The organism is Mucilaginibacter sp. L196 (assembly GCF_009765905.1).
Lineage (GTDB): Bacteria > Bacteroidota > Bacteroidia > Sphingobacteriales > Sphingobacteriaceae > Mucilaginibacter.
Genome location: NZ_LMUO01000015.1, coordinates 53,261 through 70,845, shown reverse-complemented (window position 1 = coordinate 70,845; position 17,585 = coordinate 53,261). Strand labels below are relative to the sequence as shown.

19 protein-coding genes are annotated in these 17,585 nt (G+C 39.4%); 15 read left to right on the top strand and 4 right to left on the bottom strand.

Annotation, left to right across the window (positions count from 1 at the left end):
* Positions 1 to 94: 94 nt before the first annotated feature.
* Positions 95 to 1,072, top strand: a complete 978-nt coding sequence (locus GSQ74_RS11305) for an energy transducer TonB (RefSeq protein ID WP_158993286.1) — start codon at positions 95 to 97, stop codon at positions 1,070 to 1,072.
* Positions 1,073 to 1,130: 58 nt separating this feature from the next.
* Positions 1,131 to 1,988 (top strand): energy transducer TonB, encoded by an 858-nt coding sequence (locus GSQ74_RS11300; RefSeq protein ID WP_158993284.1) that lies wholly within the window; start codon positions 1,131 to 1,133, stop codon positions 1,986 to 1,988.
* 122 nt (positions 1,989 to 2,110) lie between these two features.
* Here GSQ74_RS11300 and mdh read toward each other — a convergent pair whose 3' ends face one another.
* On the bottom strand, positions 2,111 to 3,049 hold the full coding sequence (mdh, locus tag GSQ74_RS11295; protein ID WP_158993282.1) for a malate dehydrogenase: 939 nt from the start codon (positions 3,047 to 3,049) through the stop codon (positions 2,111 to 2,113).
* A gap of 422 nt (positions 3,050 to 3,471) precedes the next feature.
* On the opposite strand from mdh, the gene GSQ74_RS11290 reads away from it, so the two are divergent.
* A complete protein-coding gene (locus GSQ74_RS11290; protein ID WP_158993280.1) occupies positions 3,472 to 4,485 on the top strand; it encodes a glutamine synthetase beta-grasp domain-containing protein in 1,014 nt (337 codons plus the stop codon).
* Positions 4,486 to 4,673: 188 nt separating this feature from the next.
* On the opposite strand, the gene GSQ74_RS11285 is transcribed toward GSQ74_RS11290, so the two are convergent.
* Positions 4,674 to 5,081 carry a gamma-glutamylcyclotransferase gene (locus GSQ74_RS11285; protein ID WP_158993278.1) on the bottom strand — a complete coding sequence of 136 codons (408 nt, stop codon included), beginning with the start codon at positions 5,079 to 5,081 and terminating at the stop codon, positions 4,674 to 4,676.
* A gap of 138 nt (positions 5,082 to 5,219) precedes the next feature.
* On the opposite strand from GSQ74_RS11285, the gene GSQ74_RS11280 reads away from it, so the two are divergent.
* The 10 genes from GSQ74_RS11280 (at position 5,220) to GSQ74_RS11235 (ending at position 15,358) form a co-directional block, all read left to right on the top strand.
* Positions 5,220 to 6,578, top strand: coding sequence for a glutamine synthetase family protein (locus GSQ74_RS11280; RefSeq protein ID WP_158993276.1), 1,359 nt, complete (start codon positions 5,220 to 5,222; stop codon positions 6,576 to 6,578).
* A 52-nt stretch (positions 6,579 to 6,630) separates the two neighbouring features.
* The gene (locus tag GSQ74_RS11275; RefSeq protein WP_158993274.1) at positions 6,631 to 7,014 is read left to right on the top strand and encodes a GxxExxY protein; all 384 of its coding nucleotides are present in this window, start codon (positions 6,631 to 6,633) and stop codon (positions 7,012 to 7,014) included.
* 73 nt (positions 7,015 to 7,087) lie between these two features.
* Positions 7,088 to 8,125 (top strand): hypothetical protein, encoded by a 1,038-nt coding sequence (locus GSQ74_RS11270; RefSeq protein ID WP_158993272.1) that lies wholly within the window; start codon positions 7,088 to 7,090, stop codon positions 8,123 to 8,125.
* 12 nt (positions 8,126 to 8,137) lie between these two features.
* A complete protein-coding gene (locus GSQ74_RS11265) occupies positions 8,138 to 9,007 on the top strand; it encodes a TIGR01459 family HAD-type hydrolase (RefSeq protein WP_158993270.1) in 870 nt (289 codons plus the stop codon).
* Between the two features lie 79 nt (positions 9,008 to 9,086).
* The gene (locus GSQ74_RS11260) at positions 9,087 to 10,259 is read left to right on the top strand and encodes an aldose epimerase family protein (protein WP_158993268.1); all 1,173 of its coding nucleotides are present in this window, start codon (positions 9,087 to 9,089) and stop codon (positions 10,257 to 10,259) included.
* A gap of 164 nt (positions 10,260 to 10,423) precedes the next feature.
* Positions 10,424 to 11,413 carry a GTP 3',8-cyclase MoaA gene (moaA, locus tag GSQ74_RS11255; protein ID WP_158993266.1) on the top strand — a complete coding sequence of 330 codons (990 nt, stop codon included), beginning with the start codon at positions 10,424 to 10,426 and terminating at the stop codon, positions 11,411 to 11,413.
* A gap of 25 nt (positions 11,414 to 11,438) precedes the next feature.
* Positions 11,439 to 12,650, top strand: coding sequence for a molybdopterin molybdotransferase MoeA (locus tag GSQ74_RS11250; protein ID WP_158993264.1), 1,212 nt, complete (start codon positions 11,439 to 11,441; stop codon positions 12,648 to 12,650).
* Positions 12,650 to 13,129, top strand: a complete 480-nt coding sequence (moaC, locus tag GSQ74_RS11245) for a cyclic pyranopterin monophosphate synthase MoaC (RefSeq protein WP_158993262.1) — start codon at positions 12,650 to 12,652, stop codon at positions 13,127 to 13,129. The genes GSQ74_RS11250 and moaC overlap by 1 nt, the downstream gene beginning before the upstream one ends.
* Positions 13,110 to 14,291: an NTP transferase domain-containing protein gene (locus tag GSQ74_RS11240; protein WP_216846724.1), complete on the top strand. Its 1,182-nt coding sequence runs from the start codon at positions 13,110 to 13,112 to the stop codon at positions 14,289 to 14,291. The genes moaC and GSQ74_RS11240 overlap by 20 nt, the downstream gene beginning before the upstream one ends.
* A complete protein-coding gene (locus GSQ74_RS11235; RefSeq protein WP_158993260.1) occupies positions 14,291 to 15,358 on the top strand; it encodes a HesA/MoeB/ThiF family protein in 1,068 nt (355 codons plus the stop codon). The genes GSQ74_RS11240 and GSQ74_RS11235 overlap by 1 nt, the downstream gene beginning before the upstream one ends.
* 100 nt (positions 15,359 to 15,458) lie before the next feature.
* On the opposite strand, the gene GSQ74_RS11230 is transcribed toward GSQ74_RS11235, so the two are convergent.
* Entirely contained in the window at positions 15,459 to 15,878 is a 420-nt protein-coding gene (locus GSQ74_RS11230; protein WP_158993258.1) for a molybdenum cofactor biosynthesis protein MoaE, read from the bottom strand.
* Positions 15,879 to 15,995: 117 nt separating this feature from the next.
* On the bottom strand, positions 15,996 to 16,238 hold the full coding sequence (locus GSQ74_RS11225) for a MoaD/ThiS family protein (protein ID WP_158993256.1): 243 nt from the start codon (positions 16,236 to 16,238) through the stop codon (positions 15,996 to 15,998).
* Between the two features lie 134 nt (positions 16,239 to 16,372).
* On the opposite strand from GSQ74_RS11225, the gene fdhD reads away from it, so the two are divergent.
* Together fdhD and GSQ74_RS11215 are read left to right on the top strand one after the other, a co-directional pair.
* The gene (fdhD, locus tag GSQ74_RS11220; RefSeq protein ID WP_158993254.1) at positions 16,373 to 17,239 is read left to right on the top strand and encodes a formate dehydrogenase accessory sulfurtransferase FdhD; all 867 of its coding nucleotides are present in this window, start codon (positions 16,373 to 16,375) and stop codon (positions 17,237 to 17,239) included.
* Positions 17,223 to 17,582 (top strand): hypothetical protein, encoded by a 360-nt coding sequence (locus GSQ74_RS11215; protein WP_158993252.1) that lies wholly within the window; start codon positions 17,223 to 17,225, stop codon positions 17,580 to 17,582. Before fdhD ends, GSQ74_RS11215 begins: the two co-directional genes overlap by 17 nt.
* The last annotated feature ends 3 nt before the right edge of the window (positions 17,583 to 17,585 follow it).

Below are 17,585 nucleotides of genomic sequence, written 5' to 3'. Positions count from 1 at the left end.
AATATCGATATAACAAAAAGGCTTCCACATAAGGAAGCTTTTTGTTTAGTTATCAATATGAAATTTCATCATAATTTGTATTTTAGTAACCAATATGACCAAAAACCTTACTCTTCTAATTTTAAGCCTATTGTTTTTTCAAACGACACAGGCTCAGTCACATACTGATACAGTTTTTACTTATCTAAAGTACACAGGACACATTGTAGATAATAAAGATAGCGCGGACTATATCAGAATGGTTCTATCGCCAGATACAAGTGTAGACAAAAACTTGTACCGTGTATTTGAATTTTATCCCAACGGGAAATCAAAATTAGTAGCAACTTCCCTTACAGGGCCACCAAATTTAACATTAGATGGAACAAGCATAGGCTATTTCCCTAACGGTAAACGACAAACAGTTGTGCAATATAAAAATGGTAGGGCTATAGGCGACATAACAAACTATTACCCCAATGGAAAACTGTATAGTATTTTAAGAATAGATTATGACGATGGTTATTATCGAATGGGTGCAGGCTTAGAATTAATAGAATGCAGAGATTCTTTAGGGAGGGTGCTGGCGTCAAATGGCAAAGGCCATTTTTTGTTCTACAATCATATTTCAAATACAATATCTGAGGAAGGCGATATACTGCATGGTAAACGAGAAGGCGAATGGCGCGGACTAATTGCAGATAGTGGAAGATATATTTGTACATACCATAAAAACGAACTTAAATCAGGTATAAGTTATATTCGGTCGGGCCATAGTTATCCATTTAAACAGTTTTCTGTTGACCCAATTTTTGATGGGGGGTGGCAAGGATTTCGTGACTTTGTCAAAAGGAACTTGGTATACCCTGACTTTGCTAAACAGCATAATATAAATAAAACCATACGCGTTGAATTTACAGTCAACGCAGATGGAACTGTTTCAAATTTGAAACTTATAAATGGCGATGTGCCTTGCTTAAATGATGAAGCTTTGCGAATAATGCGACTGTCTCCGGTTTGGACACCTGGGTATAGATATGGTTATCCCGTTAGTATGGTTTACCAGGTGCCAATTGACTTTTATCTAAATTAATTTATAGTCTTAGATCTATATGATGACCAAAAACCTTACTCTTCTAATTTTAAGCCTATTGTTTTTTCAAGCTGCGAAAGCACAGCAAGATAATCCTCCCGGTACAATTATATACTTCCGGAATAAAGCAGGGGTGCCAACTGATAAAGAACACGTAAATGATGTTATATTCATTTATCCGGCTGATAGCAGTTCAGGCAAGAAATTATATCCCATTAAGGAATTTTATATAGATGGTACAGTCAAGTTAACAGGTACATCAAGTACATCTTCTTCAATGCCTGTTTTAGAAGGTAGCAGTATAGCATATTATCCTAACGGGAAATTATGTTCCATCGAAAATTATAATAAAAAAAATCAGCTATTGCTTATTGAATGCAGAGATTCTACTGGCAAAATTTTAGCCGAGAATGGTAACGGCAAATGGTTGAGGTTTAATATTGATCATAAAGTAACAGAAGAAGGAATGGTAAGGGATAGTTTAGAAGACGGTGAATGGAAGGAAATTGTTAATGATTCATTAAAATACGTTACTATATATAATAAAGGATTTGTTGTTTCTTCAACTGATCCGAGTAAAGCGCTTGGCGAAAGAGTATTTACTGCAGTAGAAAATGAGCCACAATTTGCTGATGGTGGAGCTGCCGGATTTAATGCCTATTTAGCAAGGACTATAAAGTTTCCAGCAGTTGACAGAAAAAACGGAACACAAGGAAAAGTAATAGTTACCTTTGTTGTTGAAAAAGATGGTACATTAAGTAATGTAAAGGCACTTAGGGGGCCCAGTAATACGATAAAAGATGAAGCTGTAAGAGTAGTGTCATTATCACCACCTTGGACTCCCGGCATGCAAAATGGCCAACCTGCTCGTGTGCAATACACTATTTCATTTGGATTTAGTTTAGCGAATAATTAGTGTTCTTTTAATAAATTGATTCATCACCATAATTTATGTTAATGCTATATTAAAATTAAATTAAAACAAAAAAACGGCTTCCTTTTGAGAAGCCGTTTCCATTTATAAAGATATTATCAGAATTAAATAACTCCGCTATCGCTAAGTACTTTGTTCATGTTTCTAACAGCGTCAGCGCTTTTGTTAAATTCAGCTTGTTCACTGTCGCTTAGTTTAAAGTCAACAATTTTTTCCCAGCCGTTTTTACCTAAAATAACAGGTACAACTAACGAGATGTCTTTCTGTCCGTACTCACCATCCAGTGCAACACCGCATGAAAGTAATTTTTTCTGATCACGTACAATGGCTTCAACCATAAATGCAGTACCTGCACCCGGTGCATACCATGCAGAAGTACCAATAAGGCCGGTTAATGTAGCACCACCAACCATTGTAGCCTTAACAATTTTATCTTGTTGTTCTGCGCTTAAAAATTGAGTTACCGGTACGCTGTTCCAGGTAGCATGTTTAATTAATGGGATCATGGTAGTATCACCGTGTCCGCCAATAACAACCGCGTTCAAATCAGCAGGGGAGCAACCTAATTCCTGGCTTAGGTAATATTTAAACCTTGCTGAATCCAAAGCGCCACCCATACCCAAAATACGGTTTTTAGGTAAGCCAGAAGTTTTCAGGGTTAAGTAGTTCATGGTATCCATTGGGTTTGAAACCACAATGATGATTGTATTTGGCGAGTGCTTTAAAATATTTTCGGTAACACTTTTTACAATATTAGCGTTGGTGCCGATCAGCTCTTCGCGGGTCATACCCGGTTTGCGCGGTAAGCCAGAGGTAATTACTACCACTTCTGATTCTGCAGTTGCAGCATAATCATTAGTAACACCTTTAATTTTGGTATCAAAACCCAATAGGGCCGAAGTTTGCATCATATCGATAGCCTTGCCTTCAGCAAAACCCTCGCGGATGTCTAACAAAATAAGTTCTTCAGCTAATTCTTTTCTTGCGATGTTGTCTGCGCAAGTTGCGCCTACAGCCCCTGCGCCAACTACGGTAATTTTCATATGTATTGTTTTATATAATTGAGAAAGAAACCAGATTAATATTGATTACCAACCCGGTAATTAAAATCAGGGCAATTTTAAGGATTTTTTGAAAAGCTTTTGTAATTAAATTGAAATATAAAAGTTATATAAGTGTTACATTATTAATGGATAAACATAAGTGCTTATATAATTGAAATTTAGCCTTTAGGTTAAATTTATTAATCATTTGGTTGAATATGTATAATATAATAGCGTGTTTAAATTTTATCGGCTCCAGAATTTCTGTTTTGATCATATAAAATAGGTGTTTTTGAAAAAAAATATAATTATTTTACATTTTTGTAATGATTTTTGTAAAAAAAATTTAAATTCGCCTTCATAATCGAATTAACTATTCCAAAAAACTATTTTTTGAATCCTTTATTATAAATAACTAAAAAATGGCAGCAGCAAAATTAGAGTACATCTGGCTTGACGGATACAAACCAACCCAAAGCCTTCGTAGCAAAACAAAAATCGAAAAAGATTTTAGTGGTAAATTAGAAGATTGTCCTTTATGGAGCTTTGACGGTTCTTCAACCGAGCAAGCACCAGGTGGTTCTTCTGATTGTGTTTTAAAACCTGTGTTTATTTGTGTTGATCCGCAAAGAAAAGATGGTTATTTAGTAATGTGTGAGGTTCTTGATTCGAAAGGCGCCCCACATGAATCAAATGGCCGTGCTTTAATTCAGGATGACGACAATGATTTCTGGTTTGGTTTTGAGCAGGAATATTTTCTTTGGGATGATGAAACTAACAAACCACTTGGTTTTCCGGCAAATGGTTACCCAGCACCTCAGGGCCCATACTATTGTTCAGTAGGCGCTAAAAACGCTTTCGGTCGCGATATTGTTGAAGAACACTTAGACGTATGCTTAGAAGCAGGCCTAAACGTTGAAGGTATCAATGCTGAAGTTGCAGCAGGACAATGGGAATTCCAGATCTTCGCTAAAGGCGCTAAAGAAGCTGGTGACCAAATCTGGGTAGCCCGTTATTTGTTAGAAAGAATCGGCGAAAGCTATGACGTTTCTATCAACTGGCATTGCAAACCATTGGGTACACTTGACTGGAATGGCTCCGGTATGCACGCGAATTTCTCAAATACAATTTTACGTACTGCAAACAGCAAAGCAACATTTGAAGCTATTTGTGAATCTTTCCGCCCTGCAGTTGCTGAGTGTGTTGCTGTTTACGGTGCCGATAACGATAAGCGTTTAACCGGTAAACACGAAACAGCTTCTATAAATGATTTCAGCTATGGTGTATCTGATCGTGGTGCTTCAATCCGCATCCCGTTATACACTGTTGACCATAACTGGAGCGGTTACCTAGAAGATCGTCGCCCTAACTCAGCTGCCGATCCATACAAAGTAGCTGCGGTTATTATCAAAACTGTTAAATCAGCAAAAGTTTAATTAAACTAAATAACTAATATAAATCCTCCTTATCGAAAGATTCGGAGGATTTTTTGTTTTAGGTAGATTATTTTATTTTCACTTTGTCATTCTTGTAAGCATAGCGAAGAATCTGTAAAGTAGTTTACGCCGGATAGATTCTTCGCTATGCTCAGAATGACAAAGTGTAGTGTAATATGGTGTCGGTTTTATAGATTTTTATATCCAATATAATCTCCCGACTCAATCACCCTAAAATCCTCAACCGGTAAATTATACAAATAAACCCAGCAATCTATTAAGCCGCCATTAGTTTCAACCCCTAGTAGCTCTCTGATGAATAAATTGGGTTGATCCTGGTCATCGCCAAAACCTTCATAATAGTCCAGGAATCTCAAAGCCCCGGCAGTATTCTTTAGCTCGCAGATGCTTCCATAAACATAACCCGGATAATTCTCGTCAGGAATAGCACCAGGGTATTCACCCAGATCATACAATCTGCCCTTAAGTTTGCCTTTACCAAAATAGTTGCAATTTTGCTTTAGGTAGATAGCAAATTCATTACTTTCATTCAGTAAAGTGCCATAAACAAATAAATAATTATTATTTTCCTTCATTAATTATTAAAGCCTCAAACAAAGATACTTGATACAGCGTATAGACCGTATAGCTATATATCATTTAACATATGAATAAAATGTTTATCCAACCGTTACAATAGTTGCTTAACTTGCCGCAGAATTATCTCCGAACCTATGAACGAAGACCAGATCATAACTTATTTAAAAGAGAACGATATTCAAAAGATAAAATTTGCTTTTGCTGATACCGATGGTATCCTGCGCGGCAAAGTAATTCACCATAAAAAATTTATTGACGGCATGCGCAATGGCTACGGCTTTTGCGATGTGGTTTTTGGCTGGGATAGTAGCGATGGTACTTACGATAATGTAAAAGTTACCGGCTGGCACACCGGCTACCCCGATCAGCAATGTAGAATAGACCTTTCGACATTCAGGACAGTGCCTTGGCAGGACAATATTCCATTCTTTCTGGCCGATTTCAGTAAAGCTGATGGTAACGACCTTGCGGTAGATACCCGCAGCTTATTAAAGCGTATATCCAAAGAATGCGAATCAATGGGTTATCACCCCGAATTTTCACAGGAGTTTGAATGGTTCAATTTTAAAGAAACGCCACAATCCGTACAGGATAAAAGCTTTACCCATTTGCAAACCCTAACACCGGGAATGTTTGGGTATTCAATCCTGCGCATCTCACAGCAAAGCGAATTTTACTACGATCTGTTTAATTTGCTGATGCAGTTTAATATTCCTATTGAAGGCTTGCATACTGAAACCGGCCCGGGTGTTTACGAAGCCGCTATTTTGCACGATCATGTGATACAAGCTGCTGATAAAGCGGTGTTGTTTAAAACCGCGGTAAAAGAAATTGCCTACAAACACGGGATCATGGCTTCATTTATGGCCAAGTGGACGGAGACGTTGCCCGGTTGTAGTGGCCACATCCACCAAAGCTTATGGAATAAGGATAAAACCGAAAACTTGTTTTATAATCCAGATAATGATAATAAAATGAGTGATCTGTTCAGGCATTATTTAGCAGGTCAGTTACATTGCATGCCTTATATTTTACCCATGTATGCGCCAACCATAAATAGCTACAAGCGTTTGGTTGAAGGAGCGTGGGCGCCAACCACCGTAACATGGGGGCTGGATAATAGAACAACCGCATTACGGGTGCTAAATGATTCTGCTGCTTATACCCGTTTGGAAACACGCATCCCCGGTGCTGATACTAATCCATATTTAGCTATGTCGGCAGCGCTGGCCTCAGGTTTATATGGCATTAAACATAAATTAGCGTTAACTATACCACCAACAACCGGCAATGGCTACCAGGATATCAGGAACGGCAAGCTATCATCAAACCTGCACGATGCCGCTATACTAATGAAAGACTCGCCAATAGCCAAAGAGTTATTCGGCGAAGCATTTGTTGAACACTTTACCCAAACCCGTTTGTGGGAACACCGCCAATTCGCCAAAAGCGTTACCGATTGGGAGTTGAAAAGATATTTCGAAATAATATAAGGGGGAACCGGGATTAAATTGATTTCGTTTGATTTTTAAGATGTAAAATGCGATGCCTGAAAAAGCAGTTAATGACTTATTAACGCACAAAATTATTGGATGTGCTATGAAAGTACATTCTGCACTCGGGAGCGGTTTTCAAGAAGTAATTTATCAAAATTCTTTAGAAATTGAATTTGCTCATGAAAATGTCTTGTTTATAAGAGAAAAAGAAATGCCAATCTATTATCGTGAATTTAAGGTTGGAACAAGAATTTTCGTAGATAATTTGATTATGGTTGAACTGAAAGCCGTAATTCAACTTGAAGATGTACATTTGGCGCAAGCTATTAATTATTTGGAAGCTTACAATATACAAACTGGCTTGCTAATTAACTTTGGAAGTCAATCATTGACATTTAAACGAGTATATAATAAAAAATATAAACCTATATAAAGTAACAGGTATACCGGAGTGAATTATATCTTATAAATCATATAAAATCCGTTTAATCCTGGTTCTGTAACCAATGGACTACTCTATCATAATAAAAAAAGCCTGGGAAGGCTACGATGCTTCTAAAACCATCGCGCTGATTGAAGACATCAGCGCGATGGTTTCTACCAACCACGTATACCGCATAACGTTTGATGATGACGATATTATAATTGCCAAGCTTTCCAACTTTGGGAAGTATGAGCATTTTAAAGAAGATCATCGCATCATACACAGTCTGTCAAACAACCTGCTTTACCCGTTTGAAAACTTTTTAGCTAAATCGCTGCTAAAAAACAATCGGGTTTATATCTATCACTACAAGCATGGCAAAGAAGATGTGTGGGTAGTATTTTATAACCCAACCCGCATAATGGATAGGCTACCAAGGCGCCTGGATGAAAATCATATTCAAAAATTAGGGCAGCAGATTGGGAAATTTCACAAAGCCTGCTCGCGCATCAGAAATATATTGCCAAAATCATCCAAAACTTTACGGACGGATATTTATGCTTTACAACAACAACTGGAGCATAATGAAAGACAATTCGGTACTCCAATGCAGGTTGACTTCCTGAAATATCACTGCGACCTCTTCCTGAAAAATCGTTCCAACTACAACATGAAATCTTTTGAGTCGATCCCGGTATTTATCGACTGGAATATTGGCAATTTCTCAGTTGGTCCAAATCTCGAATTATATTCCCGTTGGGACTATGACTGGTTCAGGATGAGCTACCGTATGCTTGATTTTTATTTTCTGAGCAGGGTAGTATCGGATATTGGTGACCGCACGGTATTTAGCTATGTGATTGGCCCGCTAATGGAAGATCGGTTTATTATCTTTTTAAAAGAATATCATAAGGTTTATCCTTTAACCGCTGATGAAATCCGGTTTTTAAAGGAAAGTTACCGGTTTTTTATATTGAACTACGTAATAAAAGACGGTAAATACTTTTTTAATGAACAATACGCCCAAAAACTACAAGCCGAAGCATTTGATATATATTTACCGTCGGTAGACCGTGATTTTGATGCAGATAAAATAATTGATGCCCTTAAAATAAAATAATTAGCCACGCCAATGCAAAGAGTAGAAAACTTTAAGTCGATTATTGATAAATACAAAGTGATATTTTTTGATGCGTTTGGCGTGCTAAAAAACTATAATGGCATACTGCCCGGCATCGAAAAAACCTTTGAATACCTCGAAGCACAAGGCAAGGAGTACTACATTGTAACCAACGATGCATCCCGCAGCCCGGCCCAATTAGCCGAAAGCTATCATAAGGCAGGTTTGGATATTATCAGTGCCGATAAAATTGTATCGTCGGGTATGTTGACTAAGGAGTACTTAGACCTCCAGGTTAAAGATGGCATAGTGGCTTACCTGGGCACCACACAATCAGCTCATTATATTGAAAGTTCGGGCTTGCATACCTTGCCGGTGAGCGAAATCAATTCCAGTAATATCGACAAAGTAAATGCCCTGATATTTTTGGATGATGAAGGGTTTGATTGGGCTAAAGACCTTAACAAAACTGTAAATCTTATCCGTAAACGTACCATACCGGTTATTGTGGCTAACACAGATCGTGCTTATCCGCTCACCATAACGGATGTCTCTATAGCCATAGGCGGTATAGCCGCGATGGTAGAAAGCGTTGTAGGCAAGCAGTTTATAAGGTTCGGTAAACCAGATTCGCAAATGTTTATGTTTGCTTATGAGCTTGCCCGCGCCAAAATGCAGGTTAACAAAACCGAAATAGTAATGGTAGGAGATACGCTAAATACAGATATACTCGGCGGCAATAAGTTTGGTTTAGATACCGTGTTGGTGCTATCGGGCAATACCTTAGCCCGGGATGTAGATTCGCGTATAATAGCCACAGGCATCGCACCAACCTACATCTGCGATAGCGCGGTAATTGAAGGCGGTGATTTTGGTTTTTAATAAAATTTATTTTTATAAATGTAATATTGACATAATTTTACCATTTTTGGATAAGTTTCACCAATAACTAAACCCAATTATGTACAAATTATTTAAACCGGCTCTATCTATTATATTGCCTGCATGTTTATTAACCATAAGCGCATGTAATAATTCAAACACAAAAAGTACAACAAATATGACGGACTCTCTGGAAGCAAAAATACCTCCGGCTTCAGCTTTTCAAAAAACTATCGATGGTAAAAAAACAGATCTATATATATTAAAAAATTCCAAAGGAATGGAGGTGGCCATCACCAACTTTGGTGGTCGTGTGGTAAGCATATTAGTGCCGGATAAAAATGGAAAGCTAACCGACGTAGTAGAAGGTTTTGATTCTGTTGAAGGTTATAAAAATGCGCCAGGCCCATATTATGGTGCTATAATTGGTCGTTATGGTAACCGCATAGCCAAAGGCAAGTTTCCGTTAGAAGGTAAAGAATATAGTTTATTCATCAACAATGCCCCAAATACGTTGCATGGTGGTAAAGTAGGTTTTGATTCAAAAGTTTGGGATGCCAAACAAATAGATTCAACAACCTTAGAGCTAACTTATCTGTCAAAAGATATGGAAGAAGGGTACCCGGGCAATTTGCAGGCAAAAGTAGTGTACACTTTAACAAACGATAATGGTTTGAAAATTGATTACACTGCAACAACCGACAAAACTACCATCGTTAATTTAACCAATCACACTTACTTTAATCTGAATGGCGCAAATGGCGGTACTATCCTGAACCACAAAGCGCAGATATTCGCGGATACCTATACCCCGATTGATCCAACATCTATCCCAACCGGAATAATAGCACCTGTAAAAGGTACACCGTTTGATTTTACCCAACCTGCGGTAATTGGTTCAAGAATTAATGATAAAGACGAACAACTAACCAACGGCAAAGGTTACGATCACAACTTTGTATTAACCAAGCCATCGTTAGATACCCCTGTTGCCACAGTAGTTGGTGATAAAAGCGATATCGAGATGCAGATATTTACCCAGGAGCCAGGATTGCAATTTTATACAGGCAACTTTATGAAGGGGGATAATGCAATGAAATACGGCGCTAAAGATAATTACAGGACAGCCTTCGCCATGGAAACCGAGCATTTCCCGGATTCACCTAACGAGCCGAAATTCCCTTCAGTGGTATTGAAGCCTGGTCAGGTTTATAAAACCACAACTGAATATAAATTTAGCATCGCTAAATAAAGAGAATAACTAATTTTTGTAAGCCTTATGTAAATCCTGCGACAAACAGTCTGCAGGATTTATTTTTTTATAACCTCTCGGCTAATTATTCAGTAAATTTACAGGAGCTTGTTAAACTTAACAGTAAAGCTGCTGTTATTTGCTTGTATTAAAACATTTGTCAGTTGCTAATAGATAACCACGGAAGAACGATAAATTACCTGCGCCTTGCTGTAACAGATAAGTGTAACCTACGGTGCTTTTATTGTATGCCCGAGGATGGGCTCAATTGGTTATCGCGCACGGAATTGATGAGCTACGAGGAAATGCTTCGTGCCTGTACTTTGCTGGTAAACATGGGTATCCAAAAGATTCGGATCACAGGTGGCGAACCATTTGTACGTAAGGATATTATGAAACTGTTGACTGCTATATCTAAGTTAGATGGTTTGCACGATTTGAGCTTAACTACAAACGGTGTACTAACAGCACCCCATGTGGCCGAGCTTAAAGCGATAGGTATAAAATCGGTTAACCTTAGTTTAGATACTTTGGATAGCGGTCGTTTTTTTAGTATTACCCGCCGGGATGAATTTGGCGCGGTTATGGCAACACTTGATGGGTTACTAAAACATGGTATCGAAGTGAAAATAAACGCGGTAGTGATGGAGGGTAAAAACACACAGGACATTATCCCGCTGGTAGAGCTAGCCAAAGAACTACCCGTAAGCGTTCGTTTTATTGAAGAAATGCCTTTTAATGGCGATGGGCAAATTCATCAAACTAAAATGTCATGGGATTACATTCGTATATTAGAAGAGATAGAGCAAGTTTATCCGGATATAAAAAAGATACAGGATCCGGCTTATTCAACAGCATATAACTACCATGTACCGGGGCATGTGGGAGATGTAGGTATCATCGCAGCATATTCGCGTACTTTTTGCGGTACTTGTAACCGTATCCGTATTACGCCGCAAGGGACTTTGAAAAACTGTTTGTATGATGATGGTGTTCTAAATATAAAGGATTTGATGCGCTCAGGTAAAAATGATGCTACTATAAAAGATAGCCTGTTAAATGCGTTTAATAATAGGGTGAAGGATGGATTGGAGGCAGAGAAGCTGGTGAAAAATACCGGGATGCATGAGTCAATGGCGGCTATAGGCGGCTAATTTCTAATTTTAATATTTGCAATACATGATAACTGTAGAGGAAGCCGAAAAAATTATACAGGCAGAGATCAAAGATTATGGTGTAGAGATAACCCCATTTGAACATGCCTTAGGCCGTGTATTGGCCGAAAATATAAAAGCTGATCGCGATTTTCCGCCCTTTAACCGGGTGACAATGGATGGGGTTGCTGTTAACTATAGCGCTATCGAAAATGGTGTCAGCTCGTTTCATATCAAGGCTACGCAGGCAGCGGGTGATCCTCCTGCAGAGATCCATGAAACAGATCATTGTATCGAGATCATGACCGGGGCTATATTGCCACCATCTGTCGATACCGTCATCCGTTATGAAGATCTTGAAATGCGTGCTGGCCTAGCATCAGTATTGGTAAGTCATAGCACTATAAAAAAAGGTCAGAATATCCATTATCAGGGTCGCGATAAAAAGAAAGATGATGTTGTAGCACCATCGGGCCAGTTGATAACCCCTGCTATAATAAGTTTAGTTGCTTCTGTCGGGGAGACCGAATTACGGGTGAAGAAAATACCTCGTGTAGTCATCATTTCTTCGGGTGATGAACTGGTAGAGGTAGAACAAGTTCCCCTAATCTACCAAATCAGAAGATCCAATAACTATACTGTTAAAGCAGTATTGCAACAAAACGGAATAGAAGCAGCCATGCTCCACATTCCCGATAATCCTGATGTTACCAAAAAACTGATACAAGAATGCCTGCTTAATTACGATGTAATATTGTTAAGCGGTGGCATCTCTATGGGCAAGTTTGATTATATCCCCCAGGCTTTGGAAGAATTACAGGTAAAGCAGCTTTTTCATAAAGTACAACAAAGGCCGGGCAAGCCTTTCTGGTTTGGTAAGCATGATAACGGGGTGCTGGTTTTCGCGTTCCCCGGTAACCCGGTGGCTACGTTTATGTGTTTGCATCGTTACTTTTTGCCGTGGTTGCAAGCCACGCTAGGCCTCCAGAGTAAACCTGCCGTTTACGCGGTTTTAGATCATGATGTACATTTTCAACCTGATCTGAAATATTTTCTGCAAGTCAGGTTAAATTTAAGTCACGAAGGCCGTTTATTAGCCGATCCTATTGAAGGAAATGGCTCCGGTGATTTTGCTAATTTAGCAGATACAAACGCTTTTATGGAATTGCCTTTAGGTAAACATAACTTTAAAAAAGGCGAAATTTATAGGGTATATCCCTTTAACGGTATAGTATAATGAGCGAAGTATTATCACACCTGGATAAAAATGGCCGTGCGATGATGGTTGATGTTAGCGAAAAAACAGTCACCAAACGTACTGCAACTGCCCGTAGTATTGTTTCGTTACCTGATGAGGTGTTAGCTAAATTAGTTGATGGAGACCTGCAAACCAAAAAAGGTTCAGTATTCCAGATCGCGATCATCGCGGGAATTATGGCCGCTAAAAAAACGGGCGATTTGATACCGCTTTGCCATCCATTAGGATTAGATAATTGCAATATCGCCATCAACCTAAATAAAGACAATGAAGTTATAATCGACTGCACAGCCAGCATCATCGCCAAAACAGGAGTAGAGATGGAAGCATTGGTCGGTGCATCAATGGCTGCGCTTACTGTTTATGATATGTGCAAGGCGCTAAGCCATGATATTATAATTAAAGAAACCAAACTGATAGCAAAAACAGGGGGTAAACGTGACTTCAACAGAGCATAACCAACCTATTGGCGGGCATAAGAAACATACGCCGCTTACCCGTTTGTCCGGCAATTTTGGGCGGGACGAGTGGGCCATTGTCGGCGGTTATTGTACTACCATTAAGCTTTTAGCCGATCAGGTGATTGGCGCGCTATCGCCTCAATATAAATGCGCTTACGCGGATACTTCGCATAACGATGAGGTGGTTTCGCTACCCGGTCGTTTATCTTCCGGCGCTGTTTTAGAATATACTGACCAGATAAATCATCAGCAATATAATTATACCACACAAATTACCCCATTCAGGCAAAGGCAGCTTTTTGCCGAAGCAGATATGATTTTAGTTAACGGTAACCATCAACCCGCAAAAGCACAGGTAGTAATTATCGACCTTAACAAAAAAGCTTCTCTGCAAAAAAGACTCGAGCAGTTAACTAACGTAGAATTGTTTTTATTAGCTGACAATGTAGATGAGATTTTCGACTTTATAAAAGAATCCATTCCCAATTGGCAACAAATACCCGTATATAGGCTAAATGAAACAGATAAGATCATCGCTTTTTTTGCCGAAAAACTACAGCAAGCCAAGCCTGTTTTAAATGGATTGGTATTAGCAGGTGGTAAAAGTACCCGAATGGGCTTTGATAAAGGTTCAGTCGATTGGCATGGTAAGCCGCAGCGTTATCATATGGCCGATATACTGAAGAACTTGTGTAATGAAGTCTTCATTTCCTGTCGATCAGATCAGGAAGAAACAAATGCACAATACGCCACGTTAGAAGATACTTTTATAGGCTTAGGCCCCTATGGCGCGATACTATCAGCATTCAGAGAAAAACCAGACTGCGCATGGCTGGTTATCGCCTGCGATCTGCCTTTGCTGGATATGAAAACCTTACAATATTTGGTCGATAACCGCGATCCATCGAAACTAGCAACCACTTTCGGTAATGGCTACGAGGGTTTTCCTGAACCGCTGATCACTATTTGGGAGCCAAAAAGCTATTCTGTATTATTAGCATTTTTAGCACAGGGGTATTCTTGTCCGCGCAAGGTTTTAATTAATACTGATGTCCATCTATTAACAGCACCTGATACCAATGTGTTAACAAACGTAAATACGCCTGAAGAACTGGAAAAAATAAAAGCCATCCTTAAACAAACAACAACTGCAATATAATGAATGATGACCTGCTGAGATACAGTTGCCAAATAGCTTTACCCGGTTTTGGTGAAGCCGCACAACAGCTTTTAACAGAAGCAAAGGTGCTGGTAGTGGGGGCAGGTGGCTTAGGCTGTCCGGCCTTGCAGTATTTAGCAGCAGCAGGCGTAGGAACGTTAGGCATTGCTGATTACGACATTGTTTCCATTGGCAATTTACATCGTCAGGTATTGTTTTCTCCCGCTGATAAGGACTTTAAAAAAGCGATGATCGCTACCAAGCGCTTACAAAGGCAAAATCTGGATATAAAAGTCGTAACTCATGATATTAGGGTAACAGCTGCAAATGTAATGGAACTCATCAACGGGTATGACATTATAGTTGATTGTACCGATAATTTTGAAACACGATATACATTAAATGATGCCGGTGTGCTTTCGGGTAAACCCGTGGTTTATGGCGCTATTTACCAATTTGAAGGGCAGGTTGCTGTTTGGAACGTTAAAAACGAAAACGGCACTTACGCACCCAATTACCGTGATCTTTTCGCCAATGTAGATGCCACCCAGGTACCGAGTTGCGCGGTTGGCGGTGTGATACCTACCCTGGCGGGAATAATTGGTTGTATGCAGGCTAACGAGGTAATTAAATACATTACAAATAAGGGTGATCTGTTAAAAGGCAAAATATTAGTATTTGATGCCCAAAGTATGCAAAGTCGTATAATTAAGATCGGCAACGCTACCAAAACTAATATTACTGCGCTGCCAAAAATGGTTGATGCAATAACCATGACTGTTGATGAAGTTAAAAAAGGTTTAGAAGAAAATACACTGGAGCTGTTAGATATCCGTACCGATGAGGAACGGGATGAGATAGACATTGGTGGAGAACACATCGAAGTGGATGAACTGGAGGATTACTGGGACTATATAAATAACGGAACCACCAAAGTGCTCTACTGCTCATCCGGCAAACGCAGCGGCGAAGCAGTAAAAATGATCAAACAAAAATTCCCTGAGGCCAAAGTGTTTTCTTTAGAGGGTGGGCTAGGAGCCTGGTTTTCGTATTTGGATGAGGATTAATAAACTATTTGTCATTGCAAGGAACGAAGCAATCGCACGTAGAAAAGCGGCTATGCAAAATTCGCGATTGCTTCGTTCCTCGCAATGACAATGTTCAAATCTATGGATGAGCTGCCACCCAAACCTCACCATCTTCAAAAATCTCTTTTTTCCAGATAGGTACGGTTTGTTTCAATGTATCAATCACATAACGGCAAGCCTCAAACGCCGCATCCCTATGCGCGGCAGATACCGCAATAATAACAGGTACCTCACCAACAGCTAAAACCCCGGTACGGTGATAAATCAATAATTTTTGAACCGGCCATTTAGCCAAAGCTTGTGCGGCTATCTTTTCCATTTCGGCAATGGCCATTTTTTCATAGGCCTCAAACTCTAGTCTTAAAACTGTTTTGCCTTTGGTAGCATTACGTACAGTGCCAATAAACACATCTATGCCACCTGATTCTGGTAGCATAACCCAGTCAATACATGTTTGTATATCGAGTGCTTGGGAGGATATTTTGATTTCGGTTTGCAAAGTTATTTTCTATAAAATCATTGTTATTTCGACCGCAGGGAGAAATCTTCTGCAATAAGCAAAGCGGATATACACATCGAAGAAAATTTCTCCCTGTGGTCGAAATGACAAGATTGGTTACCCACCACTCACTGGTGGTATAATAGCAATTTCGTCGGTTTCGTAAATAGTATCTTCTGGTAGGGCGTACTCGTTATTTACTGCAATCATGTACGTGGCTAATTTCTTTAACCGTGGGTATTGCTGCTCTAATGAATATTTCAGGTTATAAACGCTGGCATCATTTGCCAGCTCCACGCTAATCGTAGATCCCCCAAATATATCCTTGGCTATACCAAATGCCAGTATGTTAATTTTCATTGATTATTTATTCTAATCTACAAACTCCGGATGCCTTTGTTTAGTATTATTCAAATATGCAACAATCATGTTTAATAAGTAAAATTATTCATCGTTAACAGAACATAAGTTTATCCTGATTTGTATATTTGATTATGGCCTCAAGTTCAATTACGCATCTGCCAATTACCAAAATAAATCATGCTACGGTTACCGAAACATCGGATGCGCTGGCTATTGAGGAACCCTTGGAACTTCGCCTTGAATTCGGTGCTAAAAATAACCGACAAAAACAAAATATATCCGTTACTATGCGCACGCCGGGTAACGATAAAGAATTAGCACTTGGCTTTCTGTTTACTGAAGGCATCATCACTCAACAAAAGGATGTTGCCCAAATAGAACATTCCTTTATTGCCTGTGCTGAGAATAAGGAAAATACTATCCAGATCTCCCTGAATGAAGATACGATCCCTAACCTAGGTAACACAGAGCGTAATTTTTATACAACCTCCAGCTGTGGCGTTTGTGGTAAGGGTTCTATCAATGCAATTCGTACGGTGAGTGTTTACCAGGATCAGCAGGATGATAATTTTATAAACGCCGCCATACTACACGAACTACCAACTATATTAAGCAAACATCAAGACGTATTTGCTGATACAGGCGGCTTGCACGCCTCCGCTTTATTTATGCCTAACGGCGAATTGTTGTTGGTACGGGAGGATGTAGGCAGGCATAACGCTTTGGATAAGCTCATCGGTGCAGCTATTAAAAATAACTGGCTGCCTTTAACCAAAAATATTTTGCTGCTAAGTGGTCGCACCAGTTTCGAGCTGGTTCAAAAAGCCGCTATGGCAGGTATTACGGTAATTGCGGCAGTAGGCGCGCCATCAAGCTTGGCGGTGGAGTTGGCAACTGAGTTTAATATTACCCTGATAGGATTTTTACGCAACGAACGTTTTAATATTTACACGGCGGCGCACCGCATACTAATAGCTGATTATGAAACTACGCATTAAAAGTGATTCGTTACGGTACCGGTTAACCCGCAGCGACATCGATACCTTATCAAGAGAAGGCTACCTCGAAGATCAGATAAACTTTGCGGGTCACCCACTAATCTATGCAGTGCAATTAACCGATGGCGGGGTGCTGACATCAAGTTATATTGATAACAAGATTACCTTATGCATGGCCCGGAAGATGATAATTGAATTGACGGATACAGATAAAGTAGGATTTAGTAACCAGGATGCTGGCTTGTATTTATTAGTGGAAAAAGATTTTACCTGTTTGGATAATGTGGATGAAGACCAGAGTGATAATTACCCAAATCCATTATTGCAAAAGAAGAAAGGATAAGCC

What these genes read in the sequence shown, in the direction of transcription:
- GSQ74_RS11225 (WP_158993256.1), bottom strand. Translation starts at nt 16,238, where the DNA reads ATGAAAATTAACATACTGGCATTTGGTATAGCCAAGGATATATTTGGG.
- GSQ74_RS11280 (WP_158993276.1), top strand. Translation starts at nt 5,220, where the DNA reads ATGAACGAAGACCAGATCATAACTTATTTAAAAGAGAACGATATTCAA.
- GSQ74_RS11250 (WP_158993264.1), top strand. Translation starts at nt 11,439, where the DNA reads ATGATAACTGTAGAGGAAGCCGAAAAAATTATACAGGCAGAGATCAAA.
- GSQ74_RS11270 (WP_158993272.1), top strand. Translation starts at nt 7,088, where the DNA reads ATGGACTACTCTATCATAATAAAAAAAGCCTGGGAAGGCTACGATGCT.
- fdhD (WP_158993254.1), top strand. Translation starts at nt 16,373, where the DNA reads ATGGCCTCAAGTTCAATTACGCATCTGCCAATTACCAAAATAAATCAT.
- GSQ74_RS11215 (WP_158993252.1), top strand. Translation starts at nt 17,223, where the DNA reads ATGAAACTACGCATTAAAAGTGATTCGTTACGGTACCGGTTAACCCGC.
- GSQ74_RS11285 (WP_158993278.1), bottom strand. Translation starts at nt 5,081, where the DNA reads ATGAAGGAAAATAATAATTATTTATTTGTTTATGGCACTTTACTGAAT.
- GSQ74_RS11265 (WP_158993270.1), top strand. Translation starts at nt 8,138, where the DNA reads ATGCAAAGAGTAGAAAACTTTAAGTCGATTATTGATAAATACAAAGTG.
- GSQ74_RS11275 (WP_158993274.1), top strand. Translation starts at nt 6,631, where the DNA reads ATGCCTGAAAAAGCAGTTAATGACTTATTAACGCACAAAATTATTGGA.
- moaC (WP_158993262.1), top strand. Translation starts at nt 12,650, where the DNA reads ATGAGCGAAGTATTATCACACCTGGATAAAAATGGCCGTGCGATGATG.
- GSQ74_RS11290 (WP_158993280.1), top strand. Translation starts at nt 3,472, where the DNA reads ATGGCAGCAGCAAAATTAGAGTACATCTGGCTTGACGGATACAAACCA.
- GSQ74_RS11235 (WP_158993260.1), top strand. Translation starts at nt 14,291, where the DNA reads ATGAATGATGACCTGCTGAGATACAGTTGCCAAATAGCTTTACCCGGT.
- GSQ74_RS11260 (WP_158993268.1), top strand. Translation starts at nt 9,087, where the DNA reads ATGTACAAATTATTTAAACCGGCTCTATCTATTATATTGCCTGCATGT.
- GSQ74_RS11305 (WP_158993286.1), top strand. Translation starts at nt 95, where the DNA reads ATGACCAAAAACCTTACTCTTCTAATTTTAAGCCTATTGTTTTTTCAA.
- mdh (WP_158993282.1), bottom strand. Translation starts at nt 3,049, where the DNA reads ATGAAAATTACCGTAGTTGGCGCAGGGGCTGTAGGCGCAACTTGCGCA.